Raw genomic sequence first — 17,925 nt, forward strand, 5'->3', positions numbered from 1 at the left:
GTACGGCGTGTGCCGCGGGTCAGTGGCCCGCGCCGCCGCCCGACAGGCCGAAGAAGTCGATCGCGGCGGCGGCCATGCCGCCCATCGGCAGGCTGTGCCCGGCGCCCGAGACGCTGATGGCCTCCACCCGCACGGTGCCGTTCTGGTCGGCGAAGCGCTGCCGGTTCCAGCTCGGCTGCGGCCGGTCGGTCGAGGTCGGGGTCTGGCCCAGGCCGAAGACGTTCGTCCACTGCTTGGTGGTCTCCTCCAGGAGCTGGAACGGCACGAGGGTGTCGTTCGTGCCGTGCCACACCTGCACCCGGGGACGCTCGCCGCTGTGGCCGGGGTACGCCCGCCGTACCGAGTCGCCCCACTCCTGCGGGGTCCGGCGCATGTTCCCGCCTGTGCACCTGCTGGTCCACGGCGGGAAGTCGGCCTCGTTCGCGAAGCAGTCGAAGGGGACGCCCATGAACACCGCTCCGGCCTGGAACACGTCCGGGTACAGGGCGAGCAGGGCGTTGGTCTCCATGCCGCCGGAGGAGCTGCCGGTGGCGAACACCCGCTGCGGGTCGCCGCCGTAGCGCTGCTGGACGTGGGTGACCATCGAGACGATCGAGGCCGGGTCGCTGCCGCCGCCGCGCCGCTTGGAGGCCTCGGACCACACGTCGAAGCAGGTGCCCATCGCCGTCTGCTTGGTCGCGCTCGGGTAGATGACGACGAAGCCGTGCCGGTCGGCCAGCGAGGCGAACTCGCTGCCCTGGAAGAAGCCGGGGCCCGAACCGCCGCAGCCGTGCATCGCCACCACGATCGCCGGGTTCGCCGGGCGGGAGTCCGGCACGTACACGTGCATGCGCAGACCGCCCGGGTTGCTGCCGAAGTCCGTCACCTCCACCAGTGAGGCCGCGGTGGTGGAAGTGGTGGAGGCGGTGGCGGCCGAGGCGGGGACGGCCCCGCCCAATAAGAGCAGTAAGCCGCTGACGACGGCCGCCACAGCGGCCCTGGTGCGTTTCATGGCTTCCTCCTGTGAACCGATCGCGGAAGACGATGGGCATTCTGGTGACGTCCGTAATTATTTCACCGAACAATGCTCGGGGGTACCCCTCCGGAGCCTCCGGTTCCGGCCCGTCGGCCCGCCGTTTCAGCGGCGCAGCGGGACGAAGCGCACCGCCAGCCCCGGTACCGCCTGCGCGGCGGACGCCAGCGCCGCCTCGGGCACCACCCCGATCACCGGATAGCCGCCCGTGGTGGGGTGGTCGGCGAGGAAGACCACCGGCCGGCCGTCGGGCGGCACCTGGACCGCGCCCGTCACCATGCCCTCGCTGGGCAGCTCGCCCTGCCGCGCCCGCTCCAGGGCGGGCCCCTCGGTGCGCAGGCCGACGCGGTTGCTCGCGGCGGCCACCCGGTACGTCCGCGCCGCCAGGGTGCGCAGCGCGCCGGGCGTGAACCAGTCGTCGCGCGGCCCGAGCACCACCGGCAGCACCAGCTCGCCGGCCGGCGGCCCCGGCGCCGGAGCGGGACCGCACCAGGGGACGGGTCCCGGCGCCGGCCCCACCGGCAGTCGCGTCCCCCCGGTCAGCGGCGCCGGACCGAGCCCGGAGAGCAGATCGGTGGAGCGGCTGCCCAGCACCGGCTCGACGGCGATGCCGCCCGCCACGGCCAGGCAGCAGCGCACCCCGGCCCGCGCGGCGCCGACGTCCAGCACGGCCCCCGCCGGCACCCGCAGCGCCGCGCCCCAGGGCGCCGGACGGCCGTCGACCCGCACCGGACACGGGGCGCCCGTCACCGCCGCGGTGACCGGGCCCCCGATCACGCGCACCGCGCAGCCGGTGAGGGTGGTCTCCAGACCGGCGGCCCCGGCCGGGTTGCCCACCAGCCGGTTGGCGAGCCGGTGCGCGGGGGCGTCCAGGGCCCCCGAACGCGGCACACCCAGGTGGGCGTGGCCCACCCGGCCCAGGTCCTGCACGGTGGTCAGCGCCCCGGCCCGTACCACCTCCAGCACGGCGCCGCCCGCCGTACCGCCGCCCGCCGTGCCGCCCGTCACGGGACCGCCTCGAAGCGCACCCGGGTGCCCGGCGCCAGCAGCGCGGCGGGCTCGCGCGTCACGTCCCACAGCACCGCGTCGGTACGGCCGATGAGCTGCCAGCCGCCGGGGGAGGCGCGCGGATACACCCCCGTGTACGGACCGGCCAGGGCGACCGAGCCGGGCGGCACCGCGGTACGGGGCGTCGCCCGCCGGGGCACGTGCCGATGGGCGGGCAGCCCGGTGAGGTAGCCGAACCCGGGAGCGAACCCGCAGAAGGCCACCCGGAACGCGGTGCCCGAGTGGATCGCGGCCACCTCCTCCCCGGTCACCCCCCACAGTGCCGCCACCTCGGCCAGGTCGGGGCCGTCGTAGCGCACCGGCAGCACCACCTCGGCCGCCTCGGCCGCCGCGGTGTCCGGCACCCGCAGGCGCCGCAGCAGCCCGGCCACCGCGCGCGGCTCGTCCAGCCCGTCCAGCAGGACGGTGGCCGCCGCCGGGACGATCTCCTCCACCGGCGGCAGTTCGCCGGCGTCGCGCAGCCGCACCAGCTCGGCGTGGAGCGCCTGGGCCCGCTCGGCGCCGTCCACCTCGACCAGCAGGGCGCGCCGGCCCGCGGGCAGCACCCGCGGGCCCGCGCCGCCCGGCGCGGGCCCCGTACCGCCCGCGCCGCCCGCGCTCACGCGAACGCCCCGATCCGCACCCCGGCCTCCTCCAGCGCCCGCCGCACCCGCCGGGCGAGACCGGCGGCGCCCGGGGTGTCGCCGTGCAGGCACAGCGACCGGGCGGACACGGCCACCTGCCGTCCGTCGGCGGCGGTCACGGTGGCGCGCAGCGCGATGCCCAGCGCCCGGTCCACCACCGCGCCGGGCTCGTGGAGCACCGCGCCCGGCTCCCGGCGCGGCACCAGCGTGCCGTCGGGGGTGTAGCCGCGGTCGGCGAACGCCTCGGTGACGGTGGGCAGTCCGGCCTCCCCGGCGGCCCGCAGCAGCGAGGACCCGGGCAGGCCCAGCACCGGCAGCCCGCCGCCCGCCAGCAGCACCCCCGCCACGACCGCCCCGGCCTGCCCGGTGTCGCGCACCGTGCGGTTGTACAGGGCGCCGTGCGGTTTGACGTACGCCACCCGCGTCCCCGCGGCCTCGGCGAAGACCCGCAGGGCGCCGATCTGGTAGGCGACCTCGTCCGCGAGCTCGTCGGCGGGCACGTCCATCGCCCGCCGCCCGAAACCGGCCAGGTCCCGGTAGGAGACCTGCGCGCCGATCGCCACGCCCCGCCCGGCCGCCGCCGCGCACACCCGCCGCATGGTGGACGGGTCCCCGGCGTGGAAGCCGCAGGCGACGTTGGCGCTGCTGACGACGGACAGCAGCGCCTCGTCGTCGGTGAGCCGCCAGCGCCCGAAGCCCTCACCGAGATCGGCGTTGAGATCGATCACCGTGTCCCCGCCGGGCGTGCCGCCGGTGTCCTCCACTGCCATGCGAAGAGCGTAGTGCGCGGCGGAGGAGGGGGCGGCGGCACGGCGCCGGACACACCGGCCGGTCGGCGGGGCTCAGTAGAGCTTGCCGACGGCGACGGCCGTCGTCTTCCGGAAGTCGGACACCTGCGCGTGCCGGAAGTCGCCCAGCTGCCCCCAGTGCACGACCGTGACGGTCCGCCCGTCCCGGCCGACCGAGAACAGATGGATGTCGGAGGAGCCCACCGCGGTGTGGTTGATGTGCACGCCGTACACCCGGGCGCCCTCCTCCACCCGGACCCTGCCGTAGTACCTGGACTCGGCCTCGATCTCGGGGTCCCGCTGCTCGGTCCGCTCGGCGCACTCCCTGATCGCGCGGTTCAGCAGCGCGGCCAGCGCCGTGGCCGCCGCCTCGTCACGCTCCACGACGGTGACCTGCCGGGCGTTGGTGTCGTACTCCGTCCAGAACTCGCGGTACCGGGAGGTGGCCCCGGGCAGGGCCTCGCCATAGCAGAAGGGCAGCGGGTCCGGTACGCCGGCGGTCACCTCACCGGCGTACCAGGGGGACGAGGGGTGGGGCGGCAGCTCCGCCGGGGAGAGGAAGGCGGGCGTACCGCCCGCCGCCGCGGCGGCGGGGGAGGACAGGGCGACGGGCAGGGCGGTGGCGAGTGCGGTGAGCACGGCGAGGCCGAGCCGGCCAGGACGACCGATGCGTGTTCTCGTATTCATGTATGCCCCTATTTGGTGGAGTTCTTTGGAAGGTTGGACGCTTTGCGCCGCCGAATGGTTGGCCCGTGGAGCGATCGGATCCGGCCGTTCTCGGGGCGCCCGGTCCCCTTTGCTGCGGGGATCCCTCCGGTGGCCCGTACACGTGTCGGGCCGCCTGTCGCCGCTCCGGTCCCGTCGGTCATACTGCCCGCCGTGGAGCAGCGCATCGAACCCATCATCCAACTCGAGAACGTCGCCGGGACCGATCCGGCGTACGTCCCCGGAATCACGCCCCAGGAATCCGCCGAGGAGGCGGAACGGGAGGAGCGGACGGAAGGCCGGGACGGCGACGAGGCCGCGGCCGCGGCGGAGAAGAGCGCCGGGGCCGAGGAGCCGTCCGGCGAGGAGCCCGCCGAGGGACGGTCCGGCGGCACGGACGCCGGCGCCGACACCGACACCGCCGGCGCCGGGGAGCCCGAGGCGGCGGACACCGCGGACGGCACCGGGGACGACACCGGGGAGGAGACGGCGGCGGACGACGCCGGCGGCCCCTCCTTCGAGGTCATCGACCCCCTCGGTGCGATCAGCGCCGGCCGCGACGGTGTCACGCTCCGGATGGACGGCGAGGAGGTGGAGCTCGACTGGGAGGAGATCGGCGCGGTCGAGGTCACGCCACCGCGCATCGGGCGCCGGTTCACCGTGACGTTCTACACCGTCGACGGGCCCTGGTTCCGGGGCGAGGTCCACGCCCCGACCAAGGAACACCTCAAGAAGTGGGACGCGGAACTCGACGAGGTCCTGGACGCCTACTTCGAGGGCTGACCGGCCGCGGGGGAGGACTCAGCGGCGGGGCGGCAGCCGGTGCAGGGTGACCTCGCGCAGTTCGCCGCCCTCGGCCACCGCCGTCAGGTACGTGCAGCGGGGCTGGGCGCGGCGGTCGGTCGGCGAGCCGGGGTTGAGCAGCCGCAGCGTCCCGCCGCCGGGCCTGACCGCCGTGCTGTCCCAGGGGATGTGGCTGTGCCCGAAGACCAGGACGTCCAGTTCGGGGAACCGCTCGGTGCACCGGCGCTCCCTGCCCTGCTTCGGCCCGGTCTCGTGGACCACGCCGAAGCGCAGCCCGCCCAGCTCCGCACGGGCCACCTCGGGCAGCCGGGCGCGCAGCTCCGGGCCGTCGTTGTTGCCGTACACCGCGACCAGGCGCCGCGACCGCTCCTGGAGCAGGTCGAGCGTGGCGGCGTCCACCCAGTCCCCGGCGTGCAGGACGGCGTCGGCCTCCGCCACCCGCGCCAGCAGTTCCTCCGGCAGCCGCCTGGCGCGTTTGGGCAGATGGGTGTCGGACATCAGGAGCAGACGCACGTCCACCACCGTAACGGCCGCCCGCCGCCGGGCTCCGGCAGCCCGTGTCCGACGGCGGGCGTGTACACGATGTGGACACCTGTGCGACGGGCGGACGGTCACCGCATAGGGTGATCACCGCACACCACCCGGCGGCCCATCGCCGGCGAACCGAACTCGGGGGACGCATGACGCGCACGGACGACACCATCAGATGGGGCATCCTCGCCACCGGCGGGATAGCCGGCGCGTTCGCCCGGGACCTGGCCACCCTCCCCGAGGGGGAGACCGTCGCGGTGGGCTCGCGCTCGCCGGAGTCCGCCCGCCGCTTCGCCGACGCGCACGGCATCCCCCGGGCGTACGGGAGCTGGACCGAGCTGGCCGCCGATCCGGACGTCGACGTGGTCTACGTCGCCACCCCCCACTCGGCGCACTTCGAGGCCGCCCGGGTGTGCCTGGAGGCGGGCAAGGCGGTGCTGTGCGAGAAGCCGCTCACCCTGAACCTCGCCCAGGCGCGGGAGCTGGTCGAGCTGGCCCGCCGCCGGAAGGTCTTCCTGATGGAGGCCATGTGGACCTACTGCAGCCCGGTGGTGCGGCGCATGCTCGAGCTCATCGACGACGGCGCCGTCGGCGAGGTGCGCTCGGTCCACGCGGACTTCGGCATCGCCGCGCCCGACGACCCCGCGCACCGGCTGCGCGACCCCCGGCTGGGCGGCGGCGCCCTGCTGGACCTGGGCGTCTACCCGGTGTCCTTCGCCCATCTCGTCCTCGGCGCGCCGTCCTCCGTCGCCGCCTGGGCTCATCTGACGCCCGAGGGTGTGGACGAGACCACCGGCGTCCTGCTGGGCTACGACAGCGGGGCGGTGGCCACCCTGTCCTGCTCCATCGCCGCCGCCAGCCCCACCGTGGCGGCCGTCAGCGGCACGCGCGGGCGCATCGAGCTGCCGCACGGCTTCTTCGCCCCCGAGACCTTCCTGCTCCACCGCGCCGGACACGAGCCGGAGGAGGTCCGTGTTCCCGGGGCGCGTGACGGCGCCGGGTACGCGCACGAGGCGGCGGAGGTGATGCGCTGCCTGCGGGAGAAGGAGACGGAGTCGCCGCTGGTGCCGCTGGACGGCACACTGGCGGTGATGACGACGCTGGACGCGGTCCGGGAGCGCGTCGGCGTCCGCTACCCGCAGGACTGACGGCCGCGCCCCGCCGGGGCGCGCCGCACAGCCGTACAGCCGCGTACCGGGAGGAGCCGCCCGTGTCCTACCCCGAGCCCCGCTACCTGGGGGAGAACGGCGAGATCAGCGCGGTGTTCCGGTCGGCGGAGACCGGGCCTGAGCTGGTCTCCCCGTCGGGCACCCGCACCCACTACCTGGCCACCCACGCCCTGACCGGGGGTGAGTTCGGTCTGTACAAGGTGGAGATGGGGCCGCGGGCGCCCGGCCCGAGCACCCACTTCCACCGGACGATCTCCGAGTCGTTCTTCGTGCTGTCCGGCGAGGTGCGGCTGTACGACGGCGACCGCTGGACCACCGGGCGGACGGGGGACTTCCTGTACGTACCGCCCGGCGGGCTGCACGCGTTCCGCAACGACTCCGACGAGCCGGCGTCGATGCTCATGCTCTTCACGCCCGGGGCGCCGCGCGAGGAGTACTTCGAGAAGGTCGCGGAGACGGCGCGGCGCGGCGGCCCGGAGTTCGCCGAGTTCCTGCTGCGCCACGACAACCACTTCACCGACCCCGGGGGCGGGCCGCTCAAGGCGTGACGGCGGTCCCCGCCGGCCCCGGTGCCCGCGGCCGGGCCGGCGGGGACCTTTCCCGGTGCTGCACCGCCGCTCACCTGCGGTGCTGCAGAGAGCGCTCTCAATCCGTCGGGTCCGGCGGTGGAATCCCGGCCGGTTCCTCCAAGAAGTGCACGTGTCGAGGGTCTTGACGGCCCATCTGGCCGCGTACATGATCAGCGCGGTGCGCAGGGGGAGACGTGTGTGACCGCATGCGTTCAAGCACCGAAGACAACGACCGCGTCCGACGGGAGCCGCCATGGGACAGCCGCTGTACGCACGACCGCCCCGCCGCCGGAGAGTACGAACAGCCGCCGGAACCCTCGGCGCCCTGCTCGCCCTCCTCGCCTCCGGGCTGACGCCCACCGCGACGGCCGCCGAGCCCACCCGCACCCTGGACGACTTCGACGCCGCCTTCCCCGGCCCGATCGGCACCTACGGCAACGACGACGCGGACACCCCCGAGATCAGCCAGGTCGCCGCCGAGGCCCGCCCCGGCGCCAACGCCGGCAACAAGGCCATGCGCGTGGCCTACGACATCACCGCCTGGGGCGGTTTCGACCACACCCTGCCCGCCACCGAGGACTGGAGCGGCCACGAGGGCCTGTCCTTCTGGGTGAAGGGCACCGGCAGCGGACAGCGGGTCCAGTTCGAGGTCAAGGACGGCGGCCCGAACGCCGGGCAGGCCGAGCTGTGGGCCGGGTACTTCACCGACGACACCGACGGCTGGAAGCAGGTCCAGACCCCCTTCGAGGACTTCGTCCGCCGCCCCGACTACCAGCCGGGCGGCGCCCCGGCCGACGGCGTGCTGGACCTGACCGACATGTGGGGCTACGCCGTCAACCTGCCCGCCGACTCCGGCACCCTGGAGTTCGACCAGGTCGAGCTGTACGGCACGGGCGGCGTACGGGCCCGGGTCGCCGTCGACACCGCCGTCCACGCCGTGGACGGCGGCGAGACCGCCACCGTGAAGGTGTCGGTCGGCACCACCGGCAACGCACCGCTGCCCGAGGACGTCACCGTCCGCTACGCCACCGGCGAGGGCACCGCGAAGCCCGGCGAGGACTACACCCCCGTCGAGGGCACCCTCACCTTCCCCGCCGGCAGCGACTCGGGCACCGCCCAGAGCTTCACGGTCACCACCAAGCGCGGCGCGAAGGCGTCCACCGCCAGGACCATCCCCGTCACGCTCACCGCCGAGGGGGCGCGCGTCACCGACGACCTGCCGGTCGTCGTGATCAACGCGCACGGACTGCCGTACCAGAACGCGAAGCTGCCGGTGCGCAAGCGCGTCGCCGACCTGCTGTCCCGGATGACCCTGGACGAGAAGATCGGCCAGATGACGCAGGCCGAGCGCGGCGCGCTGGAGACCCAGGACGACATCGCCCACTACGAGCTCGGCTCGCTGCTCTCCGGCGGCGGCTCCAACCCGACGCCCAACACCCCCGAGGCCTGGGCCGACATGGTCGACGGCTTCCAGCTGCGCGCCCAGCAGACCCGGCTGCAGATCCCGCTGATCTACGGCGTCGACGCCGTCCACGGCCACAACAACGTCGTCGGCGCGACGATCTTCCCGCACAACACCGGCCTCGGCGCCGCCCGCGACCCGCGGCTGGTCGAGGACACCGCGCACGCCACGGCCAAGGAGGTCCGCGCCACCGGCATCCCGTGGAACTTCAGCCCCTGCCTGTGCGTCAGCCGCGACGAGCGCTGGGGCCGGGCCTACGAGGCCTTCAGCGAGGACCCCGCACTGGTCACCCGGCTGGCCACGGCCGTCGAGGGCTACCAGGGCCACCCGGACGGCCGCGACCTGAAGGACGCCGACCGGGTGCTGGCCACCGCCAAGCACTACGTCGGTGACGGCGGCACCGAGTTCGGCTCGTCCACCACCGGCACCTACACCATCGACCAGGGCGTCACCAGGACCACCCGCGAGGAGCTGGCGGCCGTCCACATCAGGCCCTTCGAGGAGGCGGTGGACCTGGGCGTCGGCACCGTCATGCCGTCCTTCTCCAGCGTCGACTTCCTCGGCGACGAGGAGGGCCCGGTCAAGATGCACGCCCACGCCGACCTGATCACGAAGGTCCTCAAGGGCAAGCTCGGCTTCGACGGCTTCGTGATCAGCGACTGGCAGGCCATCGACCAGATCCCCGGCGACTACGCCTCCGACGTGCGGACCTCCGTCAACGCCGGACTCGACATGATCATGGTCCCGTACGACTACAAGGGCTTCACCACCACCCTGCGCGAGCAGGTCGACTCCGGCGCCGTCCCCGTCTCCCGCATCGACGACGCGGTCTCCCGCATCCTCACCAAGAAGTTCCAGCTCGGCCTCTTCGAGGAGCCCTACGCCGACCGCACCCACCTGGAGTCCGTCGGCTCCGCGAAGCACCGGAAGCTGGCCCGCGAGGCGGCCGCCGACTCCCAGGTGCTGCTGAAGAACGAGGGGAACCTGCTGCCGCTGAAGGGCGACGAGAAGCTCTACGTCGCCGGCTCCAACGCCGACGACCTGGGCAATCAGGCGGGCGGCTGGACCATCACCTGGCAGGGCACCTCCGGCGACATCACCGAGGGCACCACGATCCTGGAGGGCATCCGCCAGGTCGCGCCGGACGCCTCGGTCACCTTCAGCGAGGACGCCTCCGAGCCCACCGACGGACACCAGGTGGGCCTCGTGGTCGTCGGCGAGACCCCGTACGCCGAGGGCGTCGGCGACGTCGGCAACGGCCACGACCTTCAGCTCTCCGAGGCCGACGAGCAGGCGGTCGACACCGTCTGCGGCGCCATGGACTGCGCGGTGCTGATCGTCTCCGGCCGCCCGCAGATCGTCACCGACCAGCTCGGCGACATCGACGCCCTGGTCGCCTCCTGGCTGCCGGGCAGCGAGGGCACCGGCGTGGCGGACACCCTGTTCGGCGAGCGGCCCTTCACCGGCCGGCTCCCGGTGAGCTGGCCGCGCTCGGCCGAGCAGGTGCCGGTCAACGTCGGGGACGAGGAGTACGCCCCGCTGTACCCGTACGGCTGGGGTCTGCGCACCGACAGCCCCCGCGACCGGCTCGCGGACGTCCGCGGCGAGCTGCGCGAGCGCCGCGACGTCACCTCCCGGGCGACGGCGGCCCTGCTGGGCCTCGCACTGAACCGCCACCACTGGAAGGCCGACGGCACGGCGCGGCACGCGGGCGTGACCCTGACGGTGCTGGGCCAGGCGGCCCGGCTGCTGGAGAAGTCCCGCGGCGACTCCTACGCCCAGGCCGACGAACTGGTCTCCGTCGCCCGGGACATCGCCCAGAACGCCCTGCTGGAGGCGGGCGACGGTGCCCCGCAGCGGGCCCTGGCCCGTACCGCGGACGCCGACAGCGCCCTGGCGTCGGGCCAGTACGCGAAGGCGGTGAAGTACCTGGCGGAGGCCCACCGCCTGGCCACCCGCCGCTGATCCCCTTCCCGCACCACCCCTGAACCGGTCCGCCGGGTGCCCCGAACCACGGGCGCCCGGCGGACCGGCGTTCCGGGGCACCGGCGCCGGGTCCCTGCATCGGTCCGTGGGCGGGAGGCCCGTACGGCCGGGTCCGTCCTGCCGGCCCTGGCCGGCAGCCGTGCCACCCGGCGGGACCGCGCGTCGTGTGTCGCGTGGCCGGGGGCGGTTTCGGGATCGGGGGCGCGCCGTGCCGACGGCGCGTTCGGCGGTCAGGAAGCCGTGGCGGGTCGTGGCTCGCCGCGGAAGACCTGACGGAGGTGCCAGTCGCGGTGCGCGGCCGCGACAGGACGCGTGCCGGACCGCGGGCCGAGGAGCGGACGGCCCGAGAGGGCCGTGACGTACTCGCGGGCGGCGGGGCTGTGGCCGGCGAAGCGCTGCGAGACCAGGACGCGATGATCCTCGCCCACCCCGAGGACGCCCTTGTCGAAGAGCTTGTGGTGCAGCGAGCACAGGCACAGCCCGTTCTCGACCTCGTCGGGGCCGTCGAACGCCCACCAGCGCACATGGGCGGCCTCCAGCCCGACCGGCACCGGGCCGAGCCTGCCGTCGTAACCGCAGAACGCGCACCGGTGTTCGTAGGCGGCCAGTACCAGTTCCCGCATCCGCCGGTCCCGCTGCCTGCGCGCCGCCGGGAGGTACCCGGTCCCCGCCGGCTCCAGGTCCAGGCCGACGGCCTCGCACAGCTCGCCGTGGAGGGACGGCGGGAAGTGCAGATCGAGCAGCGAGCGAGCGATCCTGCCGAGCAGTGCCGGCTCGCGCCGCAGCGCCGCTCTCAGCTCCGGTGCGAGCCGTCCGGTGGCACCCGTCCTCCGCAGTTGCCGCACTCCGTTTCCCGGGCTGCCGGGCCCGTGATCGGTGCGCACCTCCCACACACCGTCGCTGACCAGGTAGTGGAAAGGGTAGGCGGGCGTCGTCCTGTTCGGCGGGCCGTACTCGGCCAGCAGCCGTTCCAGGTCCCGCTCCACGGCGCTGTAGCGCAGGCCGCCCTCCGCGTCCTCCTGGAACCGGCCGAGGGCGTACAGGAGCAGCAGCGGCTTGTGCGGGGCGCGGATTCCGCCCCGGGTCCACTGCCTCAGGTTCGCGGTCCGCTCCAGCCAGTTCATGACGACTGATCGTAGGCGGGCCCTTCTGTCCGGCAGCCGGAGGGGAAGAACACGGAGCAGGTGTTCCGCCGCGCCCCGGCAGGACACGATTTCGCGGCACCCGGTTGAAGGGCTTTCCCCGGATGGGAGTCGTAACCGGCGGAAACGTCGGCCTCCGGGGCTCTTGCCGGGGGCAGGCGCGGGGGCTCTGTCAGATCTTCTCGATCCGTACGGGGTGTCCTGCACCGCCACCGCGACGGGCACGCTCCCGGGTGACCTCCGCGCGGACGCCCGGCTGGTGCGGCGCGCCCCGGCCGGGGCGCGCCGGTCAGCGGCCGCAGCCGACGCGTTCGGTGGACAGCGCCAGGTCGTCCAGGCGCAGGTCGTAGGAGCCGGGGGTGGGGTCGCCCTGGTAGAGCTGCCAGCCGACGCGGACGGTGTCGAACTCGGGGAAGACGAAGTCCACCGGGTTGCCGCCGTGCCGGGTGGTGGTGACGGTCATGTCCGGCTGGGGCTCGCCGTCGATCCACACCGCCACGCGGTTGTCCGAGGCGTCCATCTCCCACTCCAGGCACGTCCACCTCCCGGCCTCGGCCGGGGCGGACTCGCGCCAGTCGGTCCAGTCGCCGGTCGGGCCGCCGTCGGAGCCGATGCCCCACAGCTGCACACCGTCGCCGACGGTGGGGACGTACTGGCCGCCGATCGGCCGCACCACGCTGCCGTCGCCGCGGCCGGTGGCCTCGACCAGGGTGAAGTGGGCCCAGTCGGGTGCGGTGGGGAAGGCGTCGGCCTTCACCCGCATCCGGCCGAAGAAGCTGTTGCCCGGGGCGGAGAAGTCGTCGACCTCCAGGAAGGCGTATCCGTTGCCCTCGGTGCGCACCCGCAGCACCTGGTCCGGGTCGGGTCCGCCCCGCCGCTCCCCGTGGCGGCCGTGCTCGCGCTCGACGGAGAGCATCCCGTGCCGGGTGTCCACGCCCCAGTCCAGGCTGGTGCCCGCGCCGCGCGGCAGGTCATCGAAGTCCTCGCAGAACAGCAGCGCCGTACCGGCGGTGTCGGCGGGGCAGTTGTCGTGCGGGCGGTGGCCGGGGCGCTCGTGCGCGGGGGCGGCGGCACCGGTGGCGGCCACCGCGGTGGCGCAGGCCAGGGCGAGGGCACCGAGCAGGCGCGGTAACCGGCGTGCGGGGGAGGAGAGGGACAGGGGAGAGCGCATGGAGGTCTCCATCGGGTGAGGCCGGAGGGTGTGCGGACCGTGCTGGGAGCGCTCCCAGCACGGTCGCCCGGCACCCTACGGCAACCCGCCGCCCGGCACCAGGAGTCGCCCACGGTGAATGGACCCACCCCCGGCAGACGGCACCGGGCAGGGGGCGTGTCCTCTTCCCCGCCGGGTCCCGGTGGTGGTTCCGTACGGGGTGCGCACGGCAGCGCTTCCCGGACCACGCATGGAGGAAAGATGACGGAACGGCACAGGCACCCGACCCGGCGTACGGCCCTGACCCTCCTCGGCGCGACCGCCGCGGGAGCGGCGCTCGCCCCCCACGCCGCCGCACACGCCCGTCCCGGCGGCCGGTCCGACGGCGGGTTACGCGTCTACCTGGGCGCCTACACCGGCACCGACACCGCCCACGGCATCGGCGTGGCGAGCGGTGACGCCGCCACCGGCGCCCTGACGCTGGAGACGGTCGTCCCCACCGCGGACCCCTCCTTCCTGGCGCTGTCACCCACCGGCCGGGTGCTGTACGCGGTCAACGAGACCACCGACGGCCGGGTGTCCGCCTTCGCGCTCGCCGCGGACGGCACCGTGGCGGAGCAACTGGGCGAGGCCGCCGCCGGCGGTGACCATCCGTGCCATCTGGCCGTCCACCCCGGCGGGCGCCACCTGTTCACCGCCAACTACACCTCCGGCACGGTCGCCGTCCTGCCGCTGGACCGGGACGGCGTCCCGGGCGACCCGGTCCAGGTGCTGGGCTACACCGGCTCCGGCCCCCATCCGGAGCGGCAGGACGGGCCGCACGCCCACATGGTGCTGCCCGACCCCGCCGGGGACCGGCTGCTCACCGCCGACCTGGGCACCGACACCGTCCACGTGCACCGCTTCGACGCCCGCACCGGCGAACTCACCGACGGCAGCCGGGCACCGATGCCGCCCGGCTCCGGCCCGCGCCATCTGGCCCTTTCCCCGTCCGGCCGCACCGTCTACGTCCTGGGCGAGCTGGACTCCACGATCACCGTGTGCGGCTACGACGCCCGCCGGGCCGCCCTCACCCCGGTCGCCACCGTCCCCTTCCTGCCCGAGGGCGCCGAACCGGCCGGCACCACCGCCGCCGAGGTGCTGGTCTCGGCGGACGGCCGCTTCGTGTACGCGTCCAACCGCGGCCACGACCTCGTCGCCGTCCTGGCCGTGGACGCCGCCGACGAGACGGTGCTGCGCCCCGTCTCCCACCACCCCAGCGGCGGGAGCTCACCGCGCCACCTGGCCTTCGGCCCCACCCAGACGCTGCTGTTCGCCGCCAACCAGGCCACCGGCACCGTCGCCGCCTTCCGGCGGGACCCCGACAGCGGCGTGCTGGCGCCGGCCGGGGAGCCGCTGGCCTTCCCGCAGGCGGTGTGCGTACTGCCGGTGGCGGCGGGTACGCCCTGAAACCGGTGGCGGGTCACCCGACCGGGAAGGGAGCGGCGGTGCGGGAGCACACACGGGAGTACCTGGCCTGGCTGGAGAGCCGGCTGGCGGCCGACGGCTGCGACCCGCGCCGGGAGGACTGGGCGGACATGCCCGTTCTCACCGGCAGGCGGGCGGACTTCCGGCTCTCCTGGCTGGCGACCAGGCTGCACCTGTTCACCTTCGCCGCCGCCGTTCCCGAGATCACCGTCCCGGTCGTCGAGTCCTTCACCCGCCAGGCGCTGGACCGGGCCCGGAAACGCAAGGGCGGTCTGCCGCTGGGAGCGCAGACCGGGGTGGCGGTCTTCCCCGTCCTGGTGGGCGGGCGGGTCGAGCCGGCCGCGCTGCGGTGGGCGGGCCGGGGCAGCGGGCCCGGTTCGCCCGGATGGCGCGCCCTGTCGTCGCCGACGCCGGGCGGCGGCGGGTGGCCTTCTTCCGGGGACGACCGTTCGTGGGGCGGCTCTACGCCTCCCATCTCGTCGAGAAGGGGGAGCGCTGGTTCCGGGCCCCGGGGTGGGAGTGGGAGTCCGGCTGACCACCGGGCCCGCCCGCCGGATCAGCCGGATCCGCTCAGGGCCGCCAGGGCCGCGTCCAGACGGCGGGTGGCCTCGGCGGCGACCGGCTCCAGCGCGGGCAGGCCGGTGAGGGTGACCATGGTGCCCGGATCCAGGGCCTGGACGACGGTGGTGTCGCCGTCGCGCCGGACGACCACGTTGCACGGGAGCAGCAGCCCGATGTCGCGGTCGGCCTCCAGCGCCCGGTGGGCGAGCCGGGGGTTGCAGGCCCCCAGGATCAGGTAGTCCTCCATGTCCTGGTCCAGCTTGGCCTTGAGAGTGGCGGTGACGTCGATCTCGGTGAGGACGCCGAAGCCCTGGTCGGCCAGGGCCTCGCGGACGGCGGCCACGGTGGTGCCGAAGTCGCCGTCCACCCGGACGGTGCGGTCGTAACCCATCTCTGACTCCCGGGGTGCGGTGCCGTGCGGTGGTTCCGGGCTCTCGTCCCCGGATACCCGGGCGGGTACCCCCGGCAGGGGCGGCTACCCGGACGCCGCCGGCCCGCTCACCGGGCGGGCCGGGGCATCAGGCCAGGGACAGGAAGAGCTTCTCCAGCCGGGCCCGCATCCGCTCCCGGTCCACCGCCTTGTCGTCCCCCTGGCCGTCCTCGGCCAGGCACTGCTGCAACCCGGTGGCGATGATCGCGAAGCCGGCCCTGTCCAGTGCGCGGGAGGCCGCGGCCAGCTGGGTGACCACCTCCTCGCAGTCCCGCCCCTCCTCTATCATCCTGATCACTCCGGCGATCTGGCCCTGCGCCCGGCGCAGCCGGTTGACCACGGCCCTGAGTTCGTCGGCCGCCATCGCCAGTTCCACGGCAACTCCTCTCGATACCCCACCGGGTACCTTAACCGCCGGTCTCACCCGGATGGCGCAACCCCGGCGGTTTCCCGCCGGCCGTGTCCGGTGCTCAGGCGGTGTGTCCCGTGCCGCTGCCGGGGTACCGCGGGAGGTCCACGGCCGCTACGGCACCGACCGATGGGAGGAAACGGATGTCCCAGATGACAGCGGTACGGATGACGGCCTGGCAGAAGCCCCCGGAGGCCGTCCGGATCCCCGTGCCCGAACCGGGCCCCGGAGAGGTCCTGATCAAGGTGGCCGGGGCGGGGGTGTGCCACTCCGACCTGCACGTGATGGAGTGGCCCGCCGGGACCCTGCCCTACGGACTGCCCTTCACCCTGGGCCACGAGACCGCCGGATGGATCCACACCCTGGGACCGGGCGCGCGGACGCCGGGCCTGGAGGAGGGCGACGCGGTGCTGGTCTACGGCCCCTGGGGCTGCGGAGTCTGCCCCTCCTGCGCCCGCGGCGCGGAGAACTACTGCCGCCGCGCCGCCGAGCTCGGCGCCGCCGGCGGCGGACTGGGCGCGGACGGCGGCATGGCCGAGTACATGATCGTTCCATCGCGCCGGCTGCTGGCGCCGCTCGACGGCCTCGACCCGCGCCAGGCCGCACCGCTGACCGACGCGGCACTGACCCCGTACCACGCGATCAAGCGCTCCCTGCACCGGCTCGTCCCCGGCAGCACGGCGGTGGTGATCGGCGTCGGCGGCCTGGGACACATGGCCGTCCAGCTGCTCAAGGCGCTGTGCGCCGCCGAGGTCGTCGCCGTCGACCTCTCGGCCGAGAAGCTCGACCTGGCCGCCGGAGCGGGCGCCGACCACTGCGTGCCCGCCGGGGAGGGGGCCGCCGAACGCATCCGGGAGCTGACCGGCGGACTGGGCGCCGCCCTCGTGCTCGACTGCGTCGGCGCCGACCCCACCCTGGCCACCGCCGCCGCGGTCGCCGCCCCGGAGTCCGACGTCACCGTCGTCGGCCTGGCGGGCGGCACCCTGCCGGTGCGGTACGGCACCCTGCCGTGGGAGGCGTCGGTGTCGATCCCCTACTGGGGCACCCGGCCGGAACTGGCCGAGGTCGTCGCCCTCGCCCGTGCCGGCCGTATCCGCCCGCATGTGGAGGTCTTCCCGCTGCGGGAGGCCGACGAGGTCTACCAGCGGCTGCGCGACGGCCTGATCGCCGGCCGGGCCGTCCTGGTGCCGGAGGAGTGACCCGCGCGGTCACCGTCCCGCACCGCCCGCCGTCCCGTGCCGCGGCCCGCGGAGGAAGGGGTTTCCGCCCGCCATGGGCCGGGTGCCGGCGGGTACCCGCACCAGGTGAGGCCCGCACCCGACGAAGGAGGCGGTGGCCGTGACCCACAGGGCAGACCACGAATCCGCCGGCCCCGGTGACATCGGCCGGCGCCTGGCCCTCCAGCGCGAACGGCTCGGACTGACCCGTGAGGAGACGGCGACCCGGGCCGGCATGGCGCCGGGCTACCTGACGTACCTGGAGGAGCACCCGGCCTCCCCGTCCGGGCCCGCGCTCCTGAGACTGGCCGCCGCGCTGGAGACCTCCGTCGACTGGCTGCGCGGCGGTGGCACCGACCTGCCGCCGGGCCGCGGTCCGGCGGCGCACCACCCCCGGCTCGTCGAACTCGGTCCCGAGGACTGCCGCGCCCGGCTCTCCTCCCACGGCGTGGGACGCGTCGCGGTGACGACATCCGACGGGCCCGCCATCGTGCCGGTGAACTATCTGGTCTTCGACGCCGGGATCGCCTTCCGCACCGCGCCCGGCGCCGCCACGGCCGCGGCCGTGGGCCACGAGGTGGCCTTCGAGGTCGACCAGGTGGACGAGGCCATGCGGCGGGGCTGGAGCGTACTCGCCGTCGGGCCCGCCCGGACCGCCTCCCCGAAGGAGGCCGCACGGCTGGCCGAGCTGGCCCCCAGCGAACCCTGGGCGGGCGGCGACCGTGACCAGTGGGTGATCATCCGGCCCGACCGCGTCACCGGACGCCGGATCCGCACCGGCTGACCGGCCGCCGGCACCGCACACCGCCCGCGTCCCCCAACCGGGGCGCGG

Annotated in this window: 17 protein-coding genes and 1 pseudogene; 8 read left to right on the forward strand and 10 right to left on the reverse strand. The window is 74.9% G+C overall.

The window, feature by feature from the left end:
- Positions 1-19: 19 nt before the first annotated feature.
- The 5 genes from V1L54_RS18190 to V1L54_RS18210 all read right to left on the reverse strand — a co-directional run bounded on the left by V1L54_RS18190 (position 20) and on the right by V1L54_RS18210 (position 4,178).
- Positions 20-991 (reverse strand): extracellular catalytic domain type 1 short-chain-length polyhydroxyalkanoate depolymerase, encoded by a 972-nt coding sequence (locus tag V1L54_RS18190; protein ID WP_330119087.1) that lies wholly within the window; start codon positions 989-991, stop codon positions 20-22.
- 126 nt (positions 992-1,117) lie between these two features.
- Positions 1,118-2,020 carry a 5-oxoprolinase subunit C family protein gene (locus tag V1L54_RS18195; RefSeq protein ID WP_330119088.1) on the reverse strand — a complete coding sequence of 301 codons (903 nt, stop codon included), beginning with the start codon at positions 2,018-2,020 and terminating at the stop codon, positions 1,118-1,120.
- A complete protein-coding gene (locus V1L54_RS18200; protein WP_330119089.1) occupies positions 2,017-2,682 on the reverse strand; it encodes a 5-oxoprolinase subunit B family protein in 666 nt (221 codons plus the stop codon). Before V1L54_RS18200 ends, V1L54_RS18195 begins: the two co-directional genes overlap by 4 nt.
- Entirely contained in the window at positions 2,679-3,473 is a 795-nt protein-coding gene (locus V1L54_RS18205; RefSeq protein WP_330119090.1) for a LamB/YcsF family protein, read from the reverse strand. Before V1L54_RS18205 ends, V1L54_RS18200 begins: the two co-directional genes overlap by 4 nt.
- A 72-nt stretch (positions 3,474-3,545) precedes the next feature.
- Entirely contained in the window at positions 3,546-4,178 is a 633-nt protein-coding gene (locus tag V1L54_RS18210) for a hypothetical protein (RefSeq protein WP_330119091.1), read from the reverse strand.
- Positions 4,179-4,370: 192 nt separating this feature from the next.
- Between V1L54_RS18210 and V1L54_RS18215 the strand changes: the two genes are divergently transcribed.
- Complete coding sequence (locus V1L54_RS18215) at positions 4,371-4,979, forward strand: hypothetical protein (RefSeq protein WP_330119092.1); 609 nt, start codon at positions 4,371-4,373, stop codon at positions 4,977-4,979.
- A gap of 18 nt (positions 4,980-4,997) precedes the next feature.
- Here V1L54_RS18215 and V1L54_RS18220 read toward each other — a convergent pair whose 3' ends face one another.
- Positions 4,998-5,513: a metallophosphoesterase family protein gene (locus tag V1L54_RS18220; protein ID WP_330119093.1), complete on the reverse strand. Its 516-nt coding sequence runs from the start codon at positions 5,511-5,513 to the stop codon at positions 4,998-5,000.
- A 167-nt stretch (positions 5,514-5,680) separates the two neighbouring features.
- On the opposite strand from V1L54_RS18220, the gene V1L54_RS18225 reads away from it, so the two are divergent.
- From V1L54_RS18225 to V1L54_RS18235, 3 genes are all read left to right on the forward strand, one after another.
- Entirely contained in the window at positions 5,681-6,679 is a 999-nt protein-coding gene (locus V1L54_RS18225) for a Gfo/Idh/MocA family protein (protein WP_330119094.1), read from the forward strand.
- 62 nt (positions 6,680-6,741) lie between these two features.
- Positions 6,742-7,248 (forward strand): cupin domain-containing protein, encoded by a 507-nt coding sequence (locus V1L54_RS18230; protein WP_330119095.1) that lies wholly within the window; start codon positions 6,742-6,744, stop codon positions 7,246-7,248.
- Between the two features lie 274 nt (positions 7,249-7,522).
- Positions 7,523-10,696 carry a glycoside hydrolase family 3 N-terminal domain-containing protein gene (locus tag V1L54_RS18235; RefSeq protein ID WP_330119096.1) on the forward strand — a complete coding sequence of 1,058 codons (3,174 nt, stop codon included), beginning with the start codon at positions 7,523-7,525 and terminating at the stop codon, positions 10,694-10,696.
- Positions 10,697-10,947: 251 nt separating this feature from the next.
- Here the strand turns inward: V1L54_RS18235 and V1L54_RS18240 are convergent, their stop codons facing one another.
- A complete protein-coding gene (locus V1L54_RS18240) occupies positions 10,948-11,841 on the reverse strand; it encodes a phosphorothioated DNA-binding restriction endonuclease (protein ID WP_330119097.1) in 894 nt (297 codons plus the stop codon).
- Positions 11,842-12,148: 307 nt separating this feature from the next.
- Positions 12,149-13,030, reverse strand: a complete 882-nt coding sequence (locus V1L54_RS18245; RefSeq protein ID WP_330119098.1) for a hypothetical protein — start codon at positions 13,028-13,030, stop codon at positions 12,149-12,151.
- A 240-nt stretch (positions 13,031-13,270) separates the two neighbouring features.
- On the opposite strand from V1L54_RS18245, the gene V1L54_RS18250 reads away from it, so the two are divergent.
- Positions 13,271-14,458, forward strand: coding sequence for a lactonase family protein (locus V1L54_RS18250; protein WP_330119099.1), 1,188 nt, complete (start codon positions 13,271-13,273; stop codon positions 14,456-14,458).
- 403 nt (positions 14,459-14,861) lie between these two features.
- Positions 14,862-15,011, forward strand: coding sequence for a hypothetical protein (locus V1L54_RS18255; protein ID WP_330119100.1), 150 nt, complete (start codon positions 14,862-14,864; stop codon positions 15,009-15,011).
- A gap of 21 nt (positions 15,012-15,032) precedes the next feature.
- Here the strand turns inward: V1L54_RS18255 and V1L54_RS18260 are convergent, their stop codons facing one another.
- Together V1L54_RS18260 and V1L54_RS18265 are read right to left on the reverse strand one after the other, a co-directional pair.
- Positions 15,033-15,428: a DUF302 domain-containing protein gene (locus V1L54_RS18260; protein ID WP_330119101.1), complete on the reverse strand. Its 396-nt coding sequence runs from the start codon at positions 15,426-15,428 to the stop codon at positions 15,033-15,035.
- A 127-nt stretch (positions 15,429-15,555) separates the two neighbouring features.
- On the reverse strand, positions 15,556-15,843 hold the full coding sequence (locus V1L54_RS18265; RefSeq protein ID WP_330119102.1) for a metal-sensitive transcriptional regulator: 288 nt from the start codon (positions 15,841-15,843) through the stop codon (positions 15,556-15,558).
- A gap of 185 nt (positions 15,844-16,028) precedes the next feature.
- On the opposite strand from V1L54_RS18265, the gene V1L54_RS18270 reads away from it, so the two are divergent.
- Together V1L54_RS18270 and V1L54_RS18275 are read left to right on the forward strand one after the other, a co-directional pair.
- Complete coding sequence (locus V1L54_RS18270; RefSeq protein ID WP_330119133.1) at positions 16,029-17,075, forward strand: NAD(P)-dependent alcohol dehydrogenase; 1,047 nt, start codon at positions 16,029-16,031, stop codon at positions 17,073-17,075.
- Between the two features lie 172 nt (positions 17,076-17,247).
- A pseudogene (locus tag V1L54_RS18275) lies at positions 17,248-17,865 on the forward strand (helix-turn-helix domain-containing protein); the annotation flags it as partial.
- Between the last annotated feature and the right edge of the window lie 60 nt (positions 17,866-17,925).

This window comes from Streptomyces rubellus (assembly GCF_036323805.1).
In the GTDB taxonomy this organism is placed as follows: Bacteria; Actinomycetota; Actinomycetes; order Streptomycetales; family Streptomycetaceae; genus Streptomyces.